The organism is Cryobacterium sp. Y29 (assembly GCF_002929825.1).
Lineage (GTDB): Bacteria > Actinomycetota > Actinomycetes > Actinomycetales > Microbacteriaceae > Cryobacterium.
In genome coordinates, this window is sequence record NZ_PJJN01000030.1 from 196,907 (window position 1) to 217,423 (window position 20,517).

The window sequence follows — 20,517 nt, forward strand, 5'->3', positions numbered from 1 at the left end:
TTTACTCTTCCCACATGGGCACGCGCAGGCCGCGCTCGCGGGCCACCTCTTCGGCCCGCTGATAGCCAGCATCGACGTGACGCATGACCCCGGTACCCGGGTCGTTGGTGAGCACCCGCTCGATCTTCTCGGCGGCCAGCGCGGTGCCGTCGGCGACGATGACCTGCCCGGCATGGATGCTGCGGCCCATTCCCACGCCACCGCCGTGGTGAATGGATACCCAGGTCGCGCCGGAAGCGGTGTTCAGCAGTGCGTTCAACAGCGGCCAGTCGGCGATCGCGTCGGAGCCGTCCTGCATATCTTCCGTTTCGCGATAGGGCGAGGCGACCGAGCCGGAGTCGAGGTGGTCGCGGCCGATCACGATCGGCGCGCTGAGTTCACCGGAGGCGACCATCTCGTTGAACTTCAGCCCAGCGCGATGTCGTTCCTGGTAACCGAGCCAGCAAATGCGCGCCGGCAGGCCTTCGAACGCCACCTTCTCCTGGGCTTTGGTGATCCAGCGGTGCAGGCCGGCGTTGTTGGGAAACAGTTTGAGAATGGCTCTGTCGGTGGCCAGGATATCGGCCGGGTCGCCCGAGAGCGCCACCCAGCGGAACGGACCTTTACCCTCGGCGAACAGCGGACGAATGTAGGCGGGCACAAACCCGGGAAACTCGAAAGCTCGCTCGCAGCCGCCGAGCTGCGCCTCGGCGCGAATGGAGTTGCCGTAGTCGAAGACCTCAGCGCCGGCATCCTGAAATTCGACCATGGCCTGCACCTGCTTGGCCATCGTGGCGCGAGCACGCGTGGTGAACTCGTCCGGTTTCTCGTCCGCGTAGCTGTGCCATTGGTCGACCGTGACGCCCTCGGGCAGATAGGAGAGCGGGTCGTGCGCGCTGGTCTGGTCGGTGACGATGTCAATGGGTACCCGGCGGGCCAGCAGCTCCGTGAATACGGTCGCGGCATTGCCGACCAGGCCCACCGACAGCGCCCGGCGTTCGGTCCTGGCTGCGAGCACCCGGGCGATTGCCTCGTCGATATCGTTGGTCATCTCGTCGAGATAGCCGTGGTCGACGCGGCGTTGCAGTCGGGCCGGGTCGACGTCGACGATGAGCACGACACCGTCATTCATGGTGACGGCGAGCGGCTGTGCGCCGCCCATGCCTCCGGCCCCGCCGGTCAGGGTCAGTGTGCCGGCCAGGGTGCCGTTGAATTTTTTGGTAGCGACGGCACCAAAGGTCTCGTAGGTGCCCTGCAGGATGCCCTGGGTGCCGATATAGATCCAGGATCCGGCGGTCATCTGCCCGTACATGGTCAGCCCGAGGTGCTCGAGGCGGCGAAACTCGGGCCAGGTAGCCCAGTCGCCGACGAGATTGGAGTTGGCGATGAGTACGCGCGGCGCCCACTCGTGGGTGCGAAAGACGCCGACCGGTTTGCCCGACTGGACGAGCAGGGTTTCGTCTTTTTCCAGCGTTTTGAGGGTGCGCACGATCGCGTCGAAGCATTCCCAATTGCGGGCGGCCTTGCCCGTGCCGCCGTAGACCACGAGGTCGTCGGGGCGCTCGGCAACGTCCGGGTCGAGGTTGTTCATGAGCATGCGCAGCGGTCCCTCGGTCTGCCAACTTTTCGCGGTCAATTCAGTGCCGCGGGCGGCGCGAATGGGGCGTGCGGTGTGGGGGACTGTCATGGGTATCTCCTTTGATAACAAATCCGGCGACGCGATGGTCGACCATGGCGTTGAACTCGGCCGACGACGGCTCGACCGAGAGCAGCAGCTGGGCCTCCTCCTCGGCGAAGACACAACCGGCATCGCGCAGCCGCGCGATCAGGTCGACCAAGGTTGCTGGCATGGACGTTTCCTGTCGAAGCCTGCGAAGCAGGGGCATCTTACGCCCGGGTCTTGAAGGGTGCGCACGCCGTGATTACCCTGAAGGCATGTGCCGAAACATTCACGTCTTGAGTAACTTTGAACCCGCCGCGACCGACGATGAAGTTCACGCGGCCGCGCTGCAATACGTGCGCAAGATCAGCGGGTCGGCGCACCCGTCGAAGGCCAATGAAGAAGCCTTCGACCGCGCGGTGCACGAGATCACTCATATCTCCCAGCACCTGCTCGAAGACCTCGTGAGCGCCGCACCGCCCAAAAACCGGGAGATCGAGGCGAAAAAGGCCAAGGCGCGTTCCCAGAAGCGGTTTGCTGCGGCTTAGCGGCTTAGCCTTTCCGCATAGAGCACCATGACGGCCGCCACGACGCTGGCCGCCGCACCGAACGCCAGGCCGAACGCAATGGTGATGCCGGCATACAGTCCGTCGTCCATCACCGATAGCACAGCCGCGATGGTCACGGACAGCAACACCACACCGCCCATCGCGCCGAATGCGGCCACTGTGACGCGCAGGCGCCGCGATTTCGTCAGGTGCCGATCGGCAATCGCTATTGCGGCGAGCCCGCCCAACAGTGCGACCGCCCCGATAACGAAGCCAATCACGCCGTAGTTCGCCATGGAACGCACGACGAACCAGAACCGAAATTCGGTTTCTCCACTACCGGCGTCGGTCATAACGACCGCCACGCCGGCCGCGAGCAGAAACCCCACGAACGGTGCAAACACCGCGATGCGCCAATAGCGCCGAATAACCATGTGCCCACCCTACGGTCTAGAAGTCCACCCAGGCACTGGGTAGCGGATGCGCGACGCGATCTGGCCGGGTGCGCTCGCGTCGCTCGGCCCAGTGAACCAGAATCGCGGCGACGCTGCCCGCCACGCTGGCGACGACCAGGCTGATAATGACCAGCAGGTAGGACCAACCGCTGTTTCCAACCGTCTCCGGCACGATCGCCAACACGATCTCCAGAATCAGCACGCCGCCGGCCGCACCGAGAGCGGCCAGTGCCGTGCGAGTGCCCGATGATTTCGTGAGGTGCCGGTCGAGGCAGCCGACCAGAACGAAGCCGCCGATCAGCGCGGCGCCGCTCACCACCAGACCGACGGCGCCGTAGTTCAGAATCGCCCGCACGACATCTCCGGCGCTCTGGCCGGTTCGCGTGAAGGGATTACCGCCCAGGGCTATCACCCCGAACACACCTGCCCCCAGCAGAAACCCGATTACCGGCGCGACAAGCAGGATGCGCCAGTATCGGTGAATCATCATGGTTCTCACCCTAGGGCGTCTAGCATGGCGTCAAATTGTTTAGTTCTGGTAGCTCTTAATCGTTTCGCGAATGTCCTGCGCGAAGAGGTATATCTCGTCAAGGGTGTCGATAGGGTGGCGAGTCTCGACCTTGTCGGCGTCGAAGACTCCAAGGTACTTCTGCTTCCGCCCATTAAAATGAAGTCGCGCCACCGGCTTGCGATTGTTGTCATCGAGAAGCACTGCGAAATAGGATTTTGAATCTCTATGCATCACTCGCTGTGGCTTTACTTCGCTGCAGGCAATCGCTTTGACGATTTGATACCCCTCTAGTTCTTCAAGAGTCGTCTCGATCTCGGTGTCTCGGGCGAGATCGATCTCAACTATGTCGTGGCTGTTAATGACTTCGCCGCGCACTTCTGGCGCTGCACCCGAAAAATTCGAACCGCCCAGCGCTGTTTTCAATCGGTCGTTAACCTGATCGTTCAGGAACTGCTTTGTCGATTTTGCCACCAAGGACGTAAATTGCTCACGGATCTTTTGCGTAAAAGCACCGTCGTAAACTCGTGTCGTGAAAAATCGAATCCAGTCGTCTTCAGGCTCCGTAAACTGAGCCGCGATAGTGCGCTTTATCTGACCGATGTACTTGAGCTCTTCTGCTGAGTTAATGATGGAGTCGAGGTCAAAGACGTCCTTGGTCAGTTTCCTCAGTTCCGGAATCAGCGTTTCGTCGATGTCCATCAAATCCAGAACCAAAAACGGCTTTTCATCCATACGGTTGGGCGCGTCTAAGTCCGTGTAAAACTGGTAAATCTCGCCATTTGTGAGAACGGCGATACGCGCATTGGTGACTGCGAAGTAGCGGAACAATTGTGAGGCGTGTTCAATCTTCAACGCTTCCGTGGACTTCTTACATTCGACGAGGATCTGGACTTCGCCGTCGCGCATAATCGCGTAGTCGACCTTTTCCCCCTTTTTCACGCCGACATCGGCGGTGAATTCGGGGACGACTTCCAACGGATTGAAAACGTCATAGCCCAAGATGGTCGAGATGAACGGCATGATAAAAGCGTTTTTGGTAGCTTCTTCAGTCTGAATTGCTCCGCGCTGGTTTCGTACTTTGAGAGCCAATGCCCCTATTAGTTCTGCAAATTCCATAGTTCCCCCGATTCGTGATTTTCTACCTCCGACCTTATCGGCTCGACCTAAATCGGACGAGCTTCGGTTTGATTTGGTGCAGCGGGGCGCGATCCTCTCCTTCCTGAATCGTGGTTAAGTTGCCCGTGGAATACGAATGCGGTGCCCGAGTGTCCTAATCTGGTCACACAATTCTTTCGCACGTTCTGATCGACGGACTCAGGCTGGGAGAGCCCGACAGCTTCGACGCTCACACTCCAGCGTATGATCGACTCGTTCTGGGCGGGTGCGGTCGAGCCATGGCGGCGACCGCCGTACGGGGCATCCGTCTGTTGGCTTCCGGGAGGGCAAGTTGCGGCGGATCGACCGAAAGTGATGTCGGCCTCGCTTCTTCCGCCGGAGCGGAGGGCCTCGTCGATGACGACCTGGCCTTCGTTCTGCCGTGGGGTTTCAGCGTTGCGGACATCGTGACCCCGTTCTCTACCCGCAGGTGGTCGGAATCAGTGCGATGCCGCCTACCCGCGCGCGCTACCTGGCTGCTGCAAAACACACCAGAGGCGGAAGGTGTGGCGGCGGCCTTAGACGTGCGCATCGCCATTCTGGGCGCCTGCGCGGTCGTGTTGGATTGGCTGCACTCCTTACTGTGACAGGGCGCGCCGGGGCCTTGTCGGGTCGGCTGAACCGCATTACTGTGACGAACTCGTCGTGGTCAGCACGGAAGGACCTGAGAATGAGGTTCGTTCGTGCTCCAAAGCTATCCCGCATCATTCGCCGAGCACTCGGCGCGCTCGCCGTGCTCGTTACTATCGCCGCCTCGTTTACGCTGTTGCCGACCGATGGCGCTGATGCTTCCAGCGTTCCCGCCTCAACCGCGCGCATCGTGCGGACCACCCCCGACCTGGCCTAACTCTGCGCCCGCCTGAAGATCACGGTTGCCAAAACCACCCTGTGCAGCTACGGGCCGAGCGGGGCCTGGGCCCGGTGAATTACCTCGCGAACGACCGCTTGTACATCACCTACATCGACCAGATTCAGGATGTCTACCCGTACGGCGGTCAGGGCGAGCTGACGGGCGACGATCAGCCGAGTGCCGCCGCCAACGCCAATAACGATTCACGGCCGCGCTATTCCATGTCGGCCTACCTGGACATGCCCGTGATCGCCCACGAGATTGGTCACAATATTGGTGCCGTGCAAGATTCGGCGCCGCACTCCACCAAGGGCGGCCACTGCTACGACGAGATCAACCTCATGTGTTACGACGACGGAGGGCCCTATTTTGCCCTCGGCGGCCGGCTGACCTTCACCTGTGCGGGGCTCGCCTCGGCCGTCGACTGTCATAGCGAGGACTACTGCTACCCGGGCACGCCGCCCGCGTCGAACTATCTCGCCACCCACTGGAACACCGCTAACAGCGGATTTTTGAGCCCGATCGTGTCAGTGATCAAACCCACCCCGCCGACCGCCGTCACGGCGATAGCCGGCGATGCCCGACTGTTTGTCGGATGGGCCGGGGCTGCTGCCAGGGCACCGGTGGTGGATCTCTACCACGTGGTTGTCACTGCGCCTTCCGGTGACCAATGGCTGTGGGCCGGCGATGGAAGCGAACGAACTGCAACCATCAACGGTCTCACTAACGGGACGCCCTACAGAGTGTCCGTATCCGCAGAGAATTCGTCCGGATCCAGTGCCGAGGTTTCAGCCCCCACCACCGTGGTCCCGAAAGTCGCGGCCATTCGCGAAACATTTACCTCGTCGGCCGCGAACTTCACGGAGATTCGCGGCGGCACGTGGGCTGTGGCGTCGGGCCGGTATTCGCTCACAGCCCCGTCGACAGCTGCCGTGCCAAACGCTAACCTCGCTCTGCAGAAAACAGTGATGTCCAGGGATTTATCGGTCATGGCCGCCGGCCTGACCGTGGCCTCAACGTCACCGTGGAACGATTTCTCGATCGTCTTCGATTACCGCGATGCGCTCAACTGTTACTTCGCGAACTTCAGTGAGGGACAAGATACCGCCAGCGACGGTCTGTTTCGCGTTTCGCGCGGTGTTGCCGCCCAGATCGCTGACTTCACCCCCACGATCACGGCAAACACCTTCTACTCGATTCGCATCGAACGGCAGGGTGCGGCCATTCGCGTCGTTCGTGGCACCACCCTCCTCGCGGCAACTGCCGACGCGACCTTCTCTTCCGGCCGAGTCGGCTTCGGCAGCAAGAACGACGCCGCCAAATTCGACGATCTCATCGTGACCGGAACAATCGGAGGAACCGATACGATGCCTCCCCTGGTCGCGGTGAAATCGCCGGTGAGCCTGGCCACCCGGGTCGCGCAGACCGCCAATGTGACGGAAACATACAGCGAAGCCGTGCAGGGGGTCTCGCCGACCACGATGCGGCTGAAAAACGCTGCCGGTTCGACTGTCTCTGCCGCGGTCAGCTATGACGCGGCGACGCGAATTGCCACTCTCAACCCGAGCGCGAGTCTCGCCCCCGACACGAAATACGTTGTCAGCCTCACCGGGGGAGCTACCGCGATCCGCGACGGGGCGGGCAATCCGCTGGTGTCGACGGGGTGGAGCTTCACGACCCGGCCGGCGCCCACGATCACCACCCGTACCCCCTCCAGCGGGGCCACGGGCGTTAGTCGTACCGCGAGCGTCTCGGCGACGTTCAGTGCGGGGATGGCCGGAGTTGCCGCATCCACTTTCACGCTGAAGAATACCGTGACCGGCGTACAGATCGCCGGCGTTGTCTCACGCGGCGGTACGACCAACAAGTGGATCCTGAACCCTAGTTCCACGCTCGCAGCCAGGACCAGTTTCACCGTCACGGTTACTGGCGGCACCACGATGGTGCGTGACCTGGCTGGCAACCCCGTCTCGATGAGCACCTGGAAGTTCACCACGGGTAGTTGATGGCGGGGCCAGTTAGTCTGAAGCGATGCCCGCTTTACCTGACCTTGTCTGCTCCGAGTGCGCCGCAATCTATCCGGTGGCGAGCCTGGTCTGGAGGTGCAGCTGCGGCGGTCTCCTCGACGTGGTCGATTTCGTGCTGACGATGGATGCCGCGGCTCTGCCCGGCCGCAGCCCCTCACTCTGGCGCTACACCGAAGTCCTACCCATCGCGGTGGATCCCACGGTTACCCTGGGGGAGGGGTTCTCGCCCCTTGTGCCCTCCCGCGCGTTCCCTCACGTGCAGTTCAAGCTTGACTTTTTGTTGCCGACGCTGTCGTTCAAAGACCGCGGCGCGGTCGTGCTCGCAACCCTCGCCAAACGGTTGGGCGTCACACGGGCCATGGTCGACAGCAGCGGAAACGCCGGCACGGCGATGGCCGCCTATTTCGGGCGGGCCGGGATCGGCTGCACGGTATACGTTCCCGAATCCACCTCGCCTGGCAAACTCGCGCAAATGCGCGCGCACGGCGCGACGGTTGAGCTGGTGCCCGGTTCGCGAGCAGACACCTCCGCGGCGGCGCTGCTGGCGGCGGGGCAAGACGGCGTGCTGTACGCGAGCCACGTCTACCACCCGTACTTTCTGCACGGCGTGAAAACCTATGGCTACGAGATCTGGGAGCAGCGCGCGCGCTCGCTGCCCGAGACGGTGGTGGTTCCGGTGGGCAACGGAACGATGGTTCTCGGCTGTTACCTCGCCTTCAGCGAGCTGGTTGCCGCTGGGCTTGCCGAGCGGATGCCGCGCATCGTCGCGGTGCAGGCATCCGCGTGTTCACCGCTGGAACAGGCCATGGCGCAGGGACTCGACGCCCCCCTGGCCGTTCAGAACGGCGCCACGATCGCGGAGGGCATCGCCATCACGTCGCCGCCCCGGGGGAAACAGCTTCTCCGGGCCGTGCGCGCCACCGGCGGCACCATAATCTCTGTCACCGACCAGCAGATCGCGGCCGCACGCCAGGAGCTGGCAGACGAGGGGCTCTTCGTCGAGCCGACCTCAGCGGTCTCGTTCGCCGCCGTGCGCGCCGCCGTCGACCAGACGTATGTCTCCGACAGTCCCACCTGGGCGGTGGCCGCGAGCCTGCTCGCCGCCCAATCGGTGGTCGTGCCGTTGTGCGGTGCCGGCCTGAAATCGCTGACCCGGTGAACGAGAACCCCCTGTGTCCCGCCTGCGGCACCGAGATGATGGCGGACGGCGTAGACACCGCTGAAGGTCTCGAATCCTGCCATCGGTGCCCACGATGCCGGTTGGTCATCCTCGTACCCGGCCTGTGGCCGGAATAGGTGAATTCCTGACGCATAACTTTTTATTTGCAGAAGAAATCTATTTCTTCTGCGCGCTTTTCCTGAGAAGACCGGTTGTTCTTGCGCCAATCTGGATTTAGCAGCCGATACCGGCCAGTTGAGTCAGTTGTCCCGGCTCAGCCCAACTCAGACGTCGAAGGAAATAACATGACTGTGTACCAGAAAGACATCGAGGACGTTGAAGCCCTCAAGCAGCAGGTCGGAAGCAGCTGGGACGCTATCAACCCTGAATCCGTTGCCCGTATGCGTGCCCAGAACCGGTTCAAAACCGGCCTGGAGATCGCTCAGTACACCGCAGACATCATGCGCAAGGACATGGGGGAGTACGACGCTGACTCCTCGATCTACACCCAGTCGCTCGGCGTCTGGCACGGGTTCATCGGCCAACAGAAGATGATCTCGATCAAGAAGCACCTCAAGACCACCAACAAGCGCTACCTGTACCTGTCCGGTTGGATGGTTGCCGCGCTGCGTAGCGAGTTCGGTCCTCTCCCCGACCAGTCCATGCACGAGAAGACGGCCGTTCCGGCCCTCGTTGAAGAGCTCTACACGTTCCTCCGCCAGGCCGACGCCCGCGAGCTCGACCTGCTCTTCACCGCCCTGGACAATGCTCGCATCGTTGGCGACGACGCCAAGATCGCCACGCTCACCGATCAGATCGACGCCTTCGAGACGCACGTCGTGCCGATCATCGCTGACATCGACGCCGGTTTCGGAAACCCCGAAGCGACCTACCTCCTGGCCAAGAAAATGATCGAGGCTGGCGCCTGCGCGATCCAGATCGAAAACCAGGTCTCGGACGAGAAGCAGTGCGGTCACCAGGACGGCAAAGTCACCGTTCCCCACGAAGACTTCATCGCCAAGATCAACGCCGTTCGATATGCGTTCCTCGAGCTCGGCATTGAAAACGGCATCATCGTGTCCCGCACCGACTCGCTCGGTGCCGGCCTCACGCAGAAGCTCGCCGTGACCAACCAGCCCGGCGACCTCGGAGACCAGTACAACTCGTTCCTCGATGTCGACGAGATCACCGAGGCCGACCTGGGCAACGGCGACGTCGTCATCAAGCGGGGCGGCAAGCTTCTGCGCCCGAAGCGCCTGGCCAGCAACCTCTTCCAGTTCCGTTCCGGAACCGGCGAGGCGCGCTGCGTGCTGGACAGCATCACGTCACTGCAGAACGGCGCCGACCTGCTCTGGATCGAGACCGAGAAGCCGCACATCGGCCAGATCGCGGCCATGATGAACGAGGTTCGCAAGGCCATCCCGAATGCCAAGCTGGTCTACAACAACAGCCCGTCGTTCAACTGGACCTTGAACTTCCGCCAGCAGGCATACGACGCACTCCTCGCCGAGGGCAGGGACGTCTCCGCTTACGACCGCGCCAAGCTCATGAGCGTCGACTATGACGAGACCGAACTGGCCCTCAACGCCGACGAGAAGATTCGTACCTTCCAGCGCGACAGCTCGGAGGAGGCTGGTATCTTCCACCACCTCATCACTCTGCCGACCTATCACACGGCCGCGCTCTCGACGGATGATCTGGCCAAGGGCTATTTCGCTGACCAGGGCATGCTCGCCTACGTCAAGGGCGTGCAGCGACGCGAAATTCGTGAGGGAATCGCCACGGTCAAGCACCAGAACATGTCCGGTTCCGACCTGGGTGACAACCACAAGGAGTACTTCGCCGGCGACGCAGCATTGAAGGCTGGCGGCGTAAACAACACGAGCAACCAGTTCGAGGAACCGGCTCTGAGCAGCCACTGACTCCCACGGAGTGCATAACGAAGAAGCCCCAGTCAATCGACTGGGGCTTCTTCGTTGACAGACCGAGGGAGATGCGGGAATAGCTGTGGAGTTGTAACGTCGCGACTGACCGCCGCCGCAATCGGCGCGTGTCAGACCAGTCCGGGCACATTGCCGTCTGGTCGGTTCTGCTTGAGAAGGCGCGATATTCCCAGAACGATCACGACAATGATTAGACCAAGAATGAGGCCGAACACGGCCGACATGGCGGTGTCGATGACCCAGACGACGACGGGTCCGGCTGTTTCGACGGTTTGGGTTGCCGCGTGCAGCACGTCGTAGGGTGCTTGCCAGAACGTGTCGGCCAGGTTTGAGATAACCAGGTGGCCGCCAACCCACAACATAGCGACGGTCCCGATGATGCCGATCACCCGAAACACACCGGGCATTGACCGCACGATGCGCGCACCGGTGCGTCGCAGCCATCGGGCTGAGTTCTCCATCAACGTCAGTCCGACGTCGTCGATTTTCACCAGCAAAGCGACTGCGCCGTAGACGAGCACCGTCATGCCGAGGCCGATCACCACCAAAGCACCGAGCGTCATCCAGATCTCGAAATCAGGATCCAGGCCTGCCAGCGAGATGAGCATGATCTCTGTGCTGAGGATGAGATCGGTGCGAATGGCGCCGAAGATGAGCTTGCGCTCATCCCTCGCTTCCGTCTCGCCAGCGTCATGATGAAAGCCGAACCATTCAGTCACTTTCTCGGCACCCTCGAAGCACAGATAGGTGCCGCCAAGGATCAGCAACCACGGCAACACCCATGGCGCGAACGCAGACAGGAGTAGTGCCAGCGGGATGATGATGATGAACTTATTGAACAGGCTGCCCAGTGCGATCCGCCAGACCACGTGAAGCTCGCGCGCCGGCGACAGCCCCTGAACGTACTGCGGGGTAACGGCAGCATCGTCGATGACGACGCCTGCCGTCTTCACACTCGCCTTGAGGGCGGCGGTGAGTATGTCATCCACTACGGCAAGCAGGCCGACCGACATCTGGTTCTCCTCGGATCGGGCATCGCCCTGGTGCAGGGCGACGGCATTGGTGTCCACAATACTGCGTGGCGGAGGCGGGGGCTTTCCGTGCTGAGGCACGATCAAATAAGCAACGCCGCCGGGTGTCTCAAGCTCGGGTGGTGAGACCGTGTGTGAGATGCTCTTTCTGTACCCGGATGAATTGTTGGGTCTAGAACTGTCTAGCCGCGCGTGGGTCGGAACAGCGCTTCACAAACGAAATGAGCAGAACTATCGGTACTCAGCGAGAAGATTCCGTGCTGTTGACCGATGGGGCTGCGGCAGAGCCACGTAAAGCTGCGCAACGGGGTGGTGAAAGAGTCAGGGACCAACGTCGCGGACTGAAGGGCTTGCTCTTTGGGTTAGCCGTGTTAGCTCTCCTTGCTGTACTGCGCATGTCGGCACCTCAGTCTGTGGCTGCAGGGATGTCGGACTCGGCCAAGGACTTCGTCACACTTGCCGTGAGCGTACTTATCGAGTCGCTGCCGTTTGTTTTCTTGGGCATATTTTTGTCTGTCGTCGTACAGGTTTGGCTTCCGGATGGCTTTTTGCTTCGTCACTTGCCGCGACGGGGAGTATTGCGGCGGTTTGCGGTTTCGCTGATCGGCGTTCTGGTGCCTGTTTGCGAATGCGGAAACGTACCGCTCACCCGCGGCCTCATCATGAAGGGGCTCACGGTAGCCGAGGCGATGACGTTCCTTCTTGCCGCGCCAATTCTCAACCCGATCACAATCATCACGACGTATCAAGCGTTCGGCTGGGAGAACGGAATCCTGGTCAGTCGTATCGCTGGCGGGTTTTTAATTGCAAACCTCATCGGTTGGATATACAGCCGTCACCCCCGTCAGGAGGCCCTTCTCACGTCGCAGTTCCAAGCGGCCTGCGCCAGCAAAGGGGAGCATCACGCTGCCGCTGGCAAGCTCCAGCGCAGTGTTCGTCTCTTCACGAAAGAGACCAGCGCGATGATGCCGGCGTTGTTCATTGGTTGCGCTATTGCCGGAGCGATCCAAGTGGGGATACCCCGTGACGTGTTAGTTACCCTGGGCACCAATCCGGTGTGGTCCGTCCTGGCGCTTATGGCGCTGGCCTTCGTCGTATCGATTTGTTCGAACGTGGACGCGTTCTTCGTGTTGTCGTTTGGAGCGACGTTCCTTCCGGGTGCGATCGTCGCTTTCCTGGTCTTCGGCCCGATGATCGACATCAAAATGCTCGTTCTGATGCGAACCACGTTCACGGCGCGAACATTAGTCCAAATTACGAGCGTTGTGGCTCTCTGTTCGGCCGCGCTGGGGCTGGCGGTGAACTATGTCGCTTAGCCATCTGATCACTCGATGGCGGGGAGCCCTGTTGAGCTTGATCGGAATTGTCGCGACAGTGTGGCTGGGCATCACCGGTCAATTGGGCCTCTACATTCATCCCCGGTATTTTGCTTTTTCGATCATCATGGCGGTCGTAGCCGCCGCTGTCGTTATCGTGTCATTCGCGCTGTCCCCAGGTGACGAACACGCAGGGCACGAACACGAAACCGGGCACAAGCGTTTCTGGGCTGGCGCAAGCAGCGTAGTGATCGCCGCCTCTGCGGTAGCTCTGTTGGTTTTGCCACCCACGACCCTAACGACAACCACCCTGGAGCAACGCGACTTGAATGGTTCCGCCGCAGCGCTGACCGAGGAAGCTTCGGCAAAGTTGACAGGAGGGGACGCATCAAAATTCTCTGTGAAAGACTGGGCCTCACTGCTGCGACAAGGCGCCGGGGTCGAATTTTACGCGGGAAAAAAAGCCCAGCTCACCGGATTCGTGACGCCCGACCAGGATGATCCAGAGAACGTGTTCTACGTGGCACGATTCGTCGTGAGCCATTGCGTGGTCGATGCCCAACCGGTGGGAGTGCCGGTGTACCGGCCGGGATGGCAGGACGAATTTCCGCTCGACAGTTGGGTGGGCGTTTCTGGCGGCCTGACCGCGAATCCCAGCGTCGCCAGCAGTGAGGGAATAGTCATCATTCCTGAAGCTGTAGCCGCCGTCGACCAACCCCAACAGCCGTATGTCTACTGACTTCACCCGATCCGGCCGAGACTTCACCCGGATGTTGCTCACGACCGTCATCGTCCTCGCCGTGCTGGCGGGCGCACTGGCACTGCTCAACACCACACGAGGACCCAGATTGGAATCGGCGGCCATCAACCTCGGAAGTGTCATCGATCACTCGGGGCAACGATTGTTGCTCAACACCGACCAGCCGATATCCAGCATCGATCGGGATCAGATCACGGTGACCCCGGAGGTCCCGGTATCCGTTGCCGTCGACGGCACAGTCGTAACCATCACCTTCGAAGAGGCCCTCAACTACAACACCGATTACCGGGTCAACATCGACCCGGTAATCGGATTGTTCCAAGGTGCCCAGTCGTCCATTGAGTATGACTTCACCACCGACGATGTGGACCTGTACACCCTGCATCGCGACTCAAGAATCACCGATGATGGCACGAAGCGACCGGACAAAATACGGCGCGACACACTTCTTGGTACCGACGTGGGGCGAGCACTATTCACAGCGGAGCGGATACAGGAATTCGCGGTGCTTCCCGGGTATCTCGCCGTGGTCACGCTAGATCAGGAAAATAGAAATCACCTCACACTGTTTTCTCTTACAGAGGAGACCGAGCTTGAGATTGTGCTGCCCTCCGATACGGTCCTGAAAGATCTTCAAACATCACGCACGACAAATCTGATCGGCTTCACGCTAACTAGCGGGCTAGATAGTGGGGACCACGATCTGGTTGACATTCTCTATACCTACGATGTCAACGCGCAGACAGCAGTGCCACAACCAGTTTTTGGGGTTGACCAGCGGCCCCTATCGGTAACGGACTACGTTTTCGTTCCCAACACCACATCGCTGGTGGCGCACGGTCCAGACCAGGTCATATATCTGATCGATGTGACTGTGGAGGGTGACATAGTTCCCCTCGGCCAGCACGTCGAGATGCGGGGCCTTATCCCGGGAACAAACTCTCTGGTCGTTGCTGACCCGACCCAAGGCGCATCGATAGATCTGCGCGACAGTACCGTGACCCCTTTGGACTTACCTGCCGATGATGAGCTCGGTGATGCCATCCCCGCAAAACTTGAAGTCCTCAACCGGGAGGGCAAGTACGTTCGTCTGTATTACGCGTGGGGCACCGATGGAACGTCCCGCCCGCTCCTGGCTCTCACCGACCGCGACGGCAGCTCGTTCGTCTACGTGCCAGCCTCACCGGACACCGACATTCGTGATTTTTGCGTCTCCCCGAACGGTCAATATGTGGCCGTGGAAACCTTCCCTCGTGACGGAGATAGTGATCAATACCCGACTCTGCCTGGCTCTTCCACAATGATGACCACGTTCGTAGACCTGAGCACCGGTGTCAGTAACCGCAGCATCAACGGATTCCAACCGCACTGGTGTAAATAATTCGACTCGCTGGCAAACAAAATTCACCATCCCCCAACTGCCAGGACCCTGACAGGATGCCCCTGGACGGCTACGGAAGCGCCCTCCGACACGCTCGATTCTTCACCTTCCACTCGGGCTAAGGCTGATCTCAGGCGACCCGTTACCAACCGGCTCCCTGCTACTCGTGCACCGGCCCCTACAGATCAAAGTCCAACAGGTCGGCCTCGGTTCCCGGGCCTTCCCGGCTGGGCAACTCACGACGCAGCGGACGGTATCGTGCCGTGCACGGTGTCGCGCGGGTACACGGTGGGGTGGGAGCTATCCGGGTGGCTTGGTGGCCCCGACGCGTACCGGCTCGGTCCAGGGAGTCACCGTGCCGTCGTCAAGCACGGCACGGACGCGGTAGGCCAGTGTGGAGGCCTCGGCCAGCTGGATGTCGCGTCCGAGCATCCCGGCAGCCGCGTCGTTGACGCCCCTGGCGATGTCGAGTTCCAGACATTGCCCGTCCAGCTCCCGGAGGCTGGTTCCGGACCCTTCTGTCGTCACCGCCTGCGCCTCGAACCGTGTCGTGTCGCCCCCGTCCTGCTCGAAGCAGGCCCGCCAGGTGGTGGTCCAGGATATCCGGCCGTTCTGCTCGGTGGTCATCTCGTCGTTGAGGAGGGCCTCGACCACCTCAACCGGTACGCCGGCCTCCACGGGTTCAACCGGTGATGTCTCCGGCTGCGCGGTGCCCGCCGGGGTCGAGCATCCGACCAGGAGCAAGGCGAACAGACCCAGACCGGTCAGCAGCGCGACCGAGCGCGGGTGCACGTGATGAGGCGGCAGGCGCCGCCCCATCACGTGGCGTTTCCTCAAGGTGTCGTCACCACTCGACGTCGCCGAACTTGACGCCGTTGATGATGACCGTTCGCGGCGGGACCTCGGTGCCGGGCGCCAGCTCGCTGCCGACGACCACGCTGCGCTGACCGATCACGCTGCCGGCCCCGATGGTGCTGCGGAACACGATGGACTCGTCCTCCAGCATCACGTCGTCGCCCACCAATGTGGGCTCCTCGGGCTCACCGGCAATGACCACCCTGCCGCCACCGTGCACGACGACCTTGTCGCCGTACTCCACGCGATCACCGACGACCAGGTCAGCTTCTTCCAGCGCATGGAAGATTACGTCATCGCCCATCCGGTCAACCGACCCGACTCCGAAGGGCTCACCTTCGTCGGCCCGTAGCGAGATCCGTGCGCCACTGACGCTGGAGAAACGACTGAAGGTGTCGATCAGGTTCAGGTCACCGATCAGCCGATTCCGGAACCCGGGCACCCGCTTCTCCTGTCCGGCGAAGCTCGGCAGGTCGCGGTCGTGGTTGAACTCGGTGTGCCCCGGGTCGAAGTTCACGCCGCGCACGTTGCTCGGGTTGTCCCGGTACAACCGGGTGTACTCTCGCGCAAAAGCGATGTTCACTTCGATGACGGCCTCGTTGAAGGCCACATCGGCCTCGTTGATGAGGCGCACCTTGCCCAGCGCAGGGTCGTCAGCCTCCGTCTGGGTGGTGACGTTCTTGCCGGGCAGCACGATGAAGCCGCTGCGCAGCCGCACGCCGGGGCCGACCCGTCCCAGCGCGCCGACACCGGTGTTGCGTTCCAGGACAGCACCGTCCACCTGGCTCGAGAACGACAGGAAGACCTCCTGGTCGCCGGCGGGGTCGGCCGGAATGTCATTGCCCTCGACACCGATCTGGGCCGGTCCGATCACCGAGACGCCGTGCGCCAGGATGACGCGATCGCCGATCTCGACGCCGGGCTCCGCGTGCCCTTCGCCGCGGACGGTTTGGCGCCCACCGTCACCGTCGGAGTCGGAGTCAGAGTCGGAGTCGGAGTCGGAGTCGGAGTCGGAGTCATCGTCGTCGTCTCGTGCGCCGAGGATCAGGACGTTGTCCTGGACGTTGCTCTCGTCGCCGATGCTGATGGGGGCATCGTCATCGGCAACCAGCTCGGCGAACGGGCCGACGTACACGTGTTCGGCCAAGCTGATGTGCTCCGGCGCCTCGACCTTTGCTGTGGCGTCCAGGAAGGTCGCGGTCTCGGCCGGAGATCCAGCCTGGCAGACCGGACGGTTTTCCTTGGTCGGGTGGCAGCCTTCGGGCTCGGCGGCCGTGGCGCTCAAAGACACCAGCCCCGTCAGCAACAGTGCCGACGCGGCGCCGCCCGCCACGAGTGTACGTCTCATGATTCTCCCTCTCATGGGTCTTCCTCTCATGGTTCTTCCTCTCATGGTTCTTCCTCTCACATCCCTGGCGCTCAACCCCGTGATAGCGGATGTGGCGCGACGTCAATTCGTCAGTGAGCGTGGTGTGCGCCAGTGTGGCACAAGGGCTTTCCCGTTAGCTACCCCGATTTATGGGCTTGTTTTTTGAGAAATGGGGATGTCCTGGGCTGCTTGGCCGTATCGGCGGGGGCCAACGTGAAAGCACTTCAACGAATGCTTGGGCACGCCTCAGTGAAAGAGACGTTCGACACCGACGCCGACCTCTGTGAGGTTGACTTAGACAGCGTTGCAGCGTATCTGAATCAGGTCATGACAAAAATGAACACGGCCAAGATGTGGGCAAATGATGAATTGCCGACGTCTGCAACAACAGCTGATGGGGCATAGATCGGCGTAATCACGCGGATCTGGCGAGTGTTGTCACGTGACACGCTAGTTCGGACAAATCGCCACGGCCGGACATTGGAGTTCTAGTGGATGTGGCAGGCAGTACTGACGCAATTTTTGCCAAACTACCTCGGACAGGCGCGTGGGTTCGCGCCCCGCAATGGGGCACTCGGGCTCACGCCGCATGTAGCCGAACGACATAGGATCGAAAAGATTAGTCAGGGTCGGGCATTGGACGAAATGGAACTGCTGTGGGTTGTCGGGAACGAATACTTCGGATCGTCGTTCGCTAAGTGTGGGTTGGGCGGGACCACAGTTCCAGCTCGGCTAGCGCGAGAGCCGCAGAACCGCGCCGACAAGAATGCTGTCGGCGCGCACATCGGTAGGGCTCAGGTCGGCTACTTGTCAGCTGCCAGAGCAGAGAAGATCGTCAGATGGATCGACTCAGTAGGCGGGTCGTTCGACACGACAGTGACATACCGCGACGGCGGTGCTGACGTCTTTGTCCTCGCTGATTGGGTGGCGACACCTCGAGCCGAGAAGGTCAATGTCCAGCAGACCAAGAAGTACCAGAGCGAACTCGTTGCGTTGGGCGTGGGCGACCACCAATGCAAGGTAGTCGCCGATGGTGAGCAGGTGAACGTTGTTGTCGGCGAGGTCGTCGTCGGAAGACTGCACCCGAAGCAACTCGGCCTAAGCTGGCGCGAGTATTGCCCTTTTTGAAAGGGATCTTCTCCCGTTAGTCGAGCGTGTCCTCGAGCCCATAGCTGCGCCGACCGGGGCTCGCTCCGGGCTTACGATTCCGGTGAAATGGCCAGCTTCAAGCCGTGAATCACCGCGAAAAAGGGAGATCGATTGTCATACACAGACACAAAAGCGCCGTGGCATTCAGGGCGACGGGTGATTGAGGGCGCTCTCGTTTTGTGCCTGATCCTCCCTCTTTCGGCGTGCTCAGGCTCGCGCCCGGATATCCGAGAGGAGGCCATGTTCGAGGCTCGGATCACCATAGAGAAGGTTTCCGCCCTCGCCGTCGAAAGCGCTATTGGTCACAACCTCGACAGCTACTTGGATGCGGTGTCCACAGGAGACGTCTGGCCCAAGCCGGCATTCGCCACAATCCGCGAGGACACAGATGAACAGACCCCCAGCTGGGCTCGCGGTGCGGCATTCGGGGCGGTAGTCGATCGATCAAAGTCCTATCCGAAGGTGCTGGTTAGCTACGCCGCCTCGGGGCAGAGCTCCACTGGAAGCGGATTCAATACGTGGGTTGCCGACGTGTTGGTTTGCGTCAGCATCGAGGTCGAGTTCGTGGGCGACCGGGTTGATTCATACATGCCACCGTCTATCGTTGCCGTGGAATGCCCCGCCGACGTACAAAAATACTTTGGCGGAAACGAATTGGTCACGCTTGAGGAAGTGTTCGCAGCATCTCCATGACGTTGGCGATCTCACCGGAATCGTAGGGCTGGCTCGCTCGTCCGGGAAGAAATTCGTCGCATTCTCCTCAGAGAAAGGAGGAGATTCAATGGCTGGCCGGGCAATCGCAGTTTCGCTTATCTCGATCGCACTTGCTTCAGCTTTGACGGGCTGCTCATCTCCATCCGAGCCGGCGCCGTCTGCCGAGACCATCGTCGACACCTTCGTCTCGGATGGGCTCGCGATAACGGAGCCTCGTGACAACACCGATGTGTGGTGCCGACTCAGGGTGCATGTAGGTGATTGCGTCCAATTCTTCACTACGGAGGAAATGCAGATAGTGACGTACTCGTCAGCAGACGACGTGGCCGAATTCCGCTACGGAGTTGTCGGCCATACGGTTGCAACGTCAGAGGCAGCAGCGGAATACTATTTCGCCAGCAACGGCAACGTTGTCCTCTCCTCTGCGGGCAGGGAATTGACCCCGGAGCAAGCCGCCGGGTACCTCAACTCTCTGGAAGCATTTCTCGCGTCGACGGAAATTTCGCAATAGGCAAGCTTCTCTCCGAGCGACAAATGTCGCCGGTCCAACCCGCAAGCGACGCCGCCGCGTAATTGCGCTGGTCGCCGGACTGTCCGCACTTCGTGGCAGGAGTCCGAGCTGGACTGTCACGTGACAGGTGTGCCCCCAGGCAGATTCGAACTGCCGCCTCTGCCTCCGGAGGGCGAACCACGCTGCAGACGTGGTCAGTGACCAAGAACAAAATACCCGATTCGAGGCCATTTATGGATCACACAAATGTCCACCACTACTCATGCACTGCCTGCCAGTTGTGGGCAGAATGTGGGCAGAATTCGAGTCGTCCGCCTGAGCGTCAGAACACGCGGGGTTGCGTCGTTCGCCCGCCGCGTTGCGGGCGAACTTACGGCGGTGTGCGAAGCTCGACAGGGGAAGGGGAAGGGGAAGGGGGAGCATTGAATGGGTGGTGACCGTCTGGAGGTGATGCACTTGGCCGAAAATGGCGTTGCTGCCTGGCCTGATCGGCTGTATGTCGGCCTGGAGCTCGTCGACGGCCCGCACTGAGTCGTCAGGCCGTCGAACCGTCAGCGCCGGTGCGCGGTAACGATGCAGCTGACCCGGCTAGTGCTCGCCGCCGAGGTTGCCGGCGAGGCGGGAATGTAGTTCGTGGCTCGCCTCGTTCAATCCCTCGATGACGACGCGCTTGTCGTGCCGCTCATACTTGTGGGTGATGGCGTCGAGGGTGGCGACGGTGGAGGCATCCCAGATGTGTGATGCCGATAGATCGATAATGATGCGGTCGGGGTCGTCGGCGTATTCGAACTGGGTCATGAGGTCGTTGCTTGAGGCGAAGAACAGCGCTCCGGTCACGGTGTAGTACGCGGTCGGCACGGGTTGGTCGAGTTCAACTGTGCGTTCCACCCGGGCTAGGTGGGCGACTCGGCGCGCGAAGGCGACCATCGCCACGATCACGCCGGCGACGACGCCGATGGCCAGGTTGTGGGTGAGAACGATGATGACGACCGTGGTGATCATGACGGTGGTCTCGCTCCCCGGCATCCGCTTGAGAGTTGACAAGCGGATGCTGTGCCAGTCAAAGGTCAGATACGACACGATGATCATCACCGCGACTAGGGCGGCCATGGGCACGACGGCGAGTATGTCGCCGAGGCCGAGT

General features: G+C 61.3%; 21 protein-coding genes. 12 read left to right on the forward strand and 9 right to left on the reverse strand.

Translation table 11 applies throughout. The annotated features are described in order from the left end of the window. Position 1: 1 nt before the first annotated feature. Both hutU and CXY74_RS06850 read right to left on the reverse strand, forming a co-directional pair. Positions 2 to 1,666, reverse strand: coding sequence for a urocanate hydratase (hutU, locus tag CXY74_RS06845; protein ID WP_104199738.1), 1,665 nt, complete (start codon positions 1,664 to 1,666; stop codon positions 2 to 4). Further along, a complete protein-coding gene (locus tag CXY74_RS06850) occupies positions 1,617 to 1,829 on the reverse strand; it encodes a hypothetical protein (RefSeq protein ID WP_104199739.1) in 213 nt (70 codons plus the stop codon). Before CXY74_RS06850 ends, hutU begins: the two co-directional genes overlap by 50 nt. 85 nt (positions 1,830 to 1,914) lie before the next feature. Here CXY74_RS06850 and CXY74_RS06855 point away from each other — a divergent pair, with 85 nt between their 5' ends. After that, positions 1,915 to 2,187 carry a DUF2277 domain-containing protein gene (locus tag CXY74_RS06855; RefSeq protein ID WP_104199740.1) on the forward strand — a complete coding sequence of 91 codons (273 nt, stop codon included), beginning with the start codon at positions 1,915 to 1,917 and terminating at the stop codon, positions 2,185 to 2,187. Here CXY74_RS06855 and CXY74_RS06860 read toward each other — a convergent pair. Genes CXY74_RS06860 through CXY74_RS06870 form a run of 3 tightly spaced genes read right to left on the reverse strand, consistent with a single transcriptional unit; the run spans position 2,184 to position 4,269 of the window. Beyond that, a complete protein-coding gene (locus tag CXY74_RS06860) occupies positions 2,184 to 2,621 on the reverse strand; it encodes a hypothetical protein (RefSeq protein ID WP_104199741.1) in 438 nt (145 codons plus the stop codon). The two genes, CXY74_RS06855 and CXY74_RS06860, sit on opposite strands and share 4 nt — an antisense overlap. A 16-nt stretch (positions 2,622 to 2,637) precedes the next feature. Beyond that, positions 2,638 to 3,132 (reverse strand): hypothetical protein, encoded by a 495-nt coding sequence (locus CXY74_RS06865; protein ID WP_104199742.1) that lies wholly within the window; start codon positions 3,130 to 3,132, stop codon positions 2,638 to 2,640. 39 nt (positions 3,133 to 3,171) lie between these two features. Continuing rightward, complete coding sequence (locus tag CXY74_RS06870) at positions 3,172 to 4,269, reverse strand: type I restriction endonuclease (RefSeq protein WP_104199743.1); 1,098 nt, start codon at positions 4,267 to 4,269, stop codon at positions 3,172 to 3,174. A gap of 278 nt (positions 4,270 to 4,547) precedes the next feature. Between CXY74_RS06870 and CXY74_RS06875 the strand changes: the two genes are divergently transcribed. From CXY74_RS06875 to CXY74_RS06890, 5 genes are all read left to right on the forward strand, one after another. Continuing rightward, the gene (locus tag CXY74_RS06875) at positions 4,548 to 4,895 is read left to right on the forward strand and encodes a hypothetical protein (protein ID WP_104199744.1); all 348 of its coding nucleotides are present in this window, start codon (positions 4,548 to 4,550) and stop codon (positions 4,893 to 4,895) included. Positions 4,896 to 4,978: 83 nt separating this feature from the next. Next, entirely contained in the window at positions 4,979 to 5,155 is a 177-nt protein-coding gene (locus tag CXY74_RS17545) for a hypothetical protein (RefSeq protein ID WP_158252316.1), read from the forward strand. A gap of 41 nt (positions 5,156 to 5,196) precedes the next feature. Beyond that, on the forward strand, positions 5,197 to 7,164 hold the full coding sequence (locus CXY74_RS06880) for an Ig-like domain-containing protein (protein ID WP_104199745.1): 1,968 nt from the start codon (positions 5,197 to 5,199) through the stop codon (positions 7,162 to 7,164). A gap of 25 nt (positions 7,165 to 7,189) precedes the next feature. Continuing rightward, positions 7,190 to 8,344 carry a threonine synthase gene (locus CXY74_RS06885; RefSeq protein ID WP_104199746.1) on the forward strand — a complete coding sequence of 385 codons (1,155 nt, stop codon included), beginning with the start codon at positions 7,190 to 7,192 and terminating at the stop codon, positions 8,342 to 8,344. 305 nt (positions 8,345 to 8,649) lie between these two features. After that, entirely contained in the window at positions 8,650 to 10,266 is a 1,617-nt protein-coding gene (locus CXY74_RS06890; RefSeq protein WP_104199747.1) for an isocitrate lyase, read from the forward strand. A gap of 131 nt (positions 10,267 to 10,397) precedes the next feature. Here CXY74_RS06890 and CXY74_RS06895 read toward each other — a convergent pair whose 3' ends face one another. Beyond that, entirely contained in the window at positions 10,398 to 11,300 is a 903-nt protein-coding gene (locus tag CXY74_RS06895) for a DUF808 domain-containing protein (RefSeq protein ID WP_104199769.1), read from the reverse strand. Positions 11,301 to 11,539: 239 nt separating this feature from the next. On the opposite strand from CXY74_RS06895, the gene CXY74_RS06900 reads away from it, so the two are divergent. Genes CXY74_RS06900 through CXY74_RS06910 form a run of 3 tightly spaced genes read left to right on the forward strand, consistent with a single transcriptional unit; the run spans position 11,540 to position 14,775 of the window. Then, complete coding sequence (locus tag CXY74_RS06900) at positions 11,540 to 12,634, forward strand: permease (protein WP_104199748.1); 1,095 nt, start codon at positions 11,540 to 11,542, stop codon at positions 12,632 to 12,634. 58 nt (positions 12,635 to 12,692) lie between these two features. Further along, complete coding sequence (locus CXY74_RS06905) at positions 12,693 to 13,373, forward strand: TIGR03943 family protein (RefSeq protein ID WP_233193251.1); 681 nt, start codon at positions 12,693 to 12,695, stop codon at positions 13,371 to 13,373. Continuing rightward, positions 13,363 to 14,775: an Ig-like domain-containing protein gene (locus CXY74_RS06910; protein WP_146070080.1), complete on the forward strand. Its 1,413-nt coding sequence runs from the start codon at positions 13,363 to 13,365 to the stop codon at positions 14,773 to 14,775. The genes CXY74_RS06905 and CXY74_RS06910 overlap by 11 nt, the downstream gene beginning before the upstream one ends. A 300-nt stretch (positions 14,776 to 15,075) precedes the next feature. On the opposite strand, the gene CXY74_RS06915 is transcribed toward CXY74_RS06910, so the two are convergent. Further along, positions 15,076 to 15,567 (reverse strand): hypothetical protein, encoded by a 492-nt coding sequence (locus CXY74_RS06915; protein ID WP_146070081.1) that lies wholly within the window; start codon positions 15,565 to 15,567, stop codon positions 15,076 to 15,078. 52 nt (positions 15,568 to 15,619) lie between these two features. Next, the gene (locus CXY74_RS17695) at positions 15,620 to 16,978 is read right to left on the reverse strand and encodes a hypothetical protein (RefSeq protein ID WP_199183165.1); all 1,359 of its coding nucleotides are present in this window, start codon (positions 16,976 to 16,978) and stop codon (positions 15,620 to 15,622) included. 666 nt (positions 16,979 to 17,644) lie between these two features. Between CXY74_RS17695 and CXY74_RS06925 the strand changes: the two genes are divergently transcribed. The 3 genes from CXY74_RS06925 to CXY74_RS17550 all read left to right on the forward strand — a co-directional run bounded on the left by CXY74_RS06925 (position 17,645) and on the right by CXY74_RS17550 (position 19,373). After that, complete coding sequence (locus tag CXY74_RS06925) at positions 17,645 to 18,127, forward strand: HIRAN domain-containing protein (RefSeq protein WP_233193256.1); 483 nt, start codon at positions 17,645 to 17,647, stop codon at positions 18,125 to 18,127. 261 nt (positions 18,128 to 18,388) lie between these two features. After that, complete coding sequence (locus CXY74_RS06930) at positions 18,389 to 18,841, forward strand: hypothetical protein (protein WP_104199753.1); 453 nt, start codon at positions 18,389 to 18,391, stop codon at positions 18,839 to 18,841. Positions 18,842 to 19,151: 310 nt separating this feature from the next. Beyond that, the gene (locus tag CXY74_RS17550) at positions 19,152 to 19,373 is read left to right on the forward strand and encodes a hypothetical protein (protein WP_158252318.1); all 222 of its coding nucleotides are present in this window, start codon (positions 19,152 to 19,154) and stop codon (positions 19,371 to 19,373) included. Between the two features lie 588 nt (positions 19,374 to 19,961). Here CXY74_RS17550 and CXY74_RS06940 read toward each other — a convergent pair. After that, positions 19,962 to 20,517, reverse strand: a 556-nt coding sequence (locus tag CXY74_RS06940; RefSeq protein WP_146070082.1) for an STAS domain-containing protein, incomplete at its 5' end; no start/stop codon positions are given.

Bases quoted from the DNA above. Each gene is read 5' to 3' on its own strand.
- CXY74_RS06895 (WP_104199769.1), bottom strand. From the start codon at position 11,300: ATGTCGGTCGGCCTGCTTGCCGTAGTGGATGACATACTCACCGCCGCC.
- CXY74_RS06860 (WP_104199741.1), bottom strand. From the start codon at position 2,621: ATGGTTATTCGGCGCTATTGGCGCATCGCGGTGTTTGCACCGTTCGTG.
- CXY74_RS06900 (WP_104199748.1), top strand. From the start codon at position 11,540: ATGAGCAGAACTATCGGTACTCAGCGAGAAGATTCCGTGCTGTTGACC.
- CXY74_RS06890 (WP_104199747.1), top strand. From the start codon at position 8,650: ATGACTGTGTACCAGAAAGACATCGAGGACGTTGAAGCCCTCAAGCAG.
- CXY74_RS06875 (WP_104199744.1), top strand. From the start codon at position 4,548: ATGGCGGCGACCGCCGTACGGGGCATCCGTCTGTTGGCTTCCGGGAGG.
- CXY74_RS06930 (WP_104199753.1), top strand. From the start codon at position 18,389: ATGTTCGAGGCTCGGATCACCATAGAGAAGGTTTCCGCCCTCGCCGTC.
- CXY74_RS06850 (WP_104199739.1), bottom strand. From the start codon at position 1,829: ATGCCAGCAACCTTGGTCGACCTGATCGCGCGGCTGCGCGATGCCGGT.
- CXY74_RS17695 (WP_199183165.1), bottom strand. From the start codon at position 16,978: ATGAGACGTACACTCGTGGCGGGCGGCGCCGCGTCGGCACTGTTGCTG.
- CXY74_RS06910 (WP_146070080.1), top strand. From the start codon at position 13,363: ATGTCTACTGACTTCACCCGATCCGGCCGAGACTTCACCCGGATGTTG.
- CXY74_RS06870 (WP_104199743.1), bottom strand. From the start codon at position 4,269: ATGGAATTTGCAGAACTAATAGGGGCATTGGCTCTCAAAGTACGAAAC.
- CXY74_RS06865 (WP_104199742.1), bottom strand. From the start codon at position 3,132: ATGATGATTCACCGATACTGGCGCATCCTGCTTGTCGCGCCGGTAATC.
- hutU (WP_104199738.1), bottom strand. From the start codon at position 1,666: ATGACAGTCCCCCACACCGCACGCCCCATTCGCGCCGCCCGCGGCACT.
- CXY74_RS17550 (WP_158252318.1), top strand. From the start codon at position 19,152: ATGCAGATAGTGACGTACTCGTCAGCAGACGACGTGGCCGAATTCCGC.
- CXY74_RS06925 (WP_233193256.1), top strand. From the start codon at position 17,645: ATGGAACTGCTGTGGGTTGTCGGGAACGAATACTTCGGATCGTCGTTC.
- CXY74_RS17545 (WP_158252316.1), top strand. From the start codon at position 4,979: ATGAGGTTCGTTCGTGCTCCAAAGCTATCCCGCATCATTCGCCGAGCA.
- CXY74_RS06885 (WP_104199746.1), top strand. From the start codon at position 7,190: ATGCCCGCTTTACCTGACCTTGTCTGCTCCGAGTGCGCCGCAATCTAT.
- CXY74_RS06855 (WP_104199740.1), top strand. From the start codon at position 1,915: ATGTGCCGAAACATTCACGTCTTGAGTAACTTTGAACCCGCCGCGACC.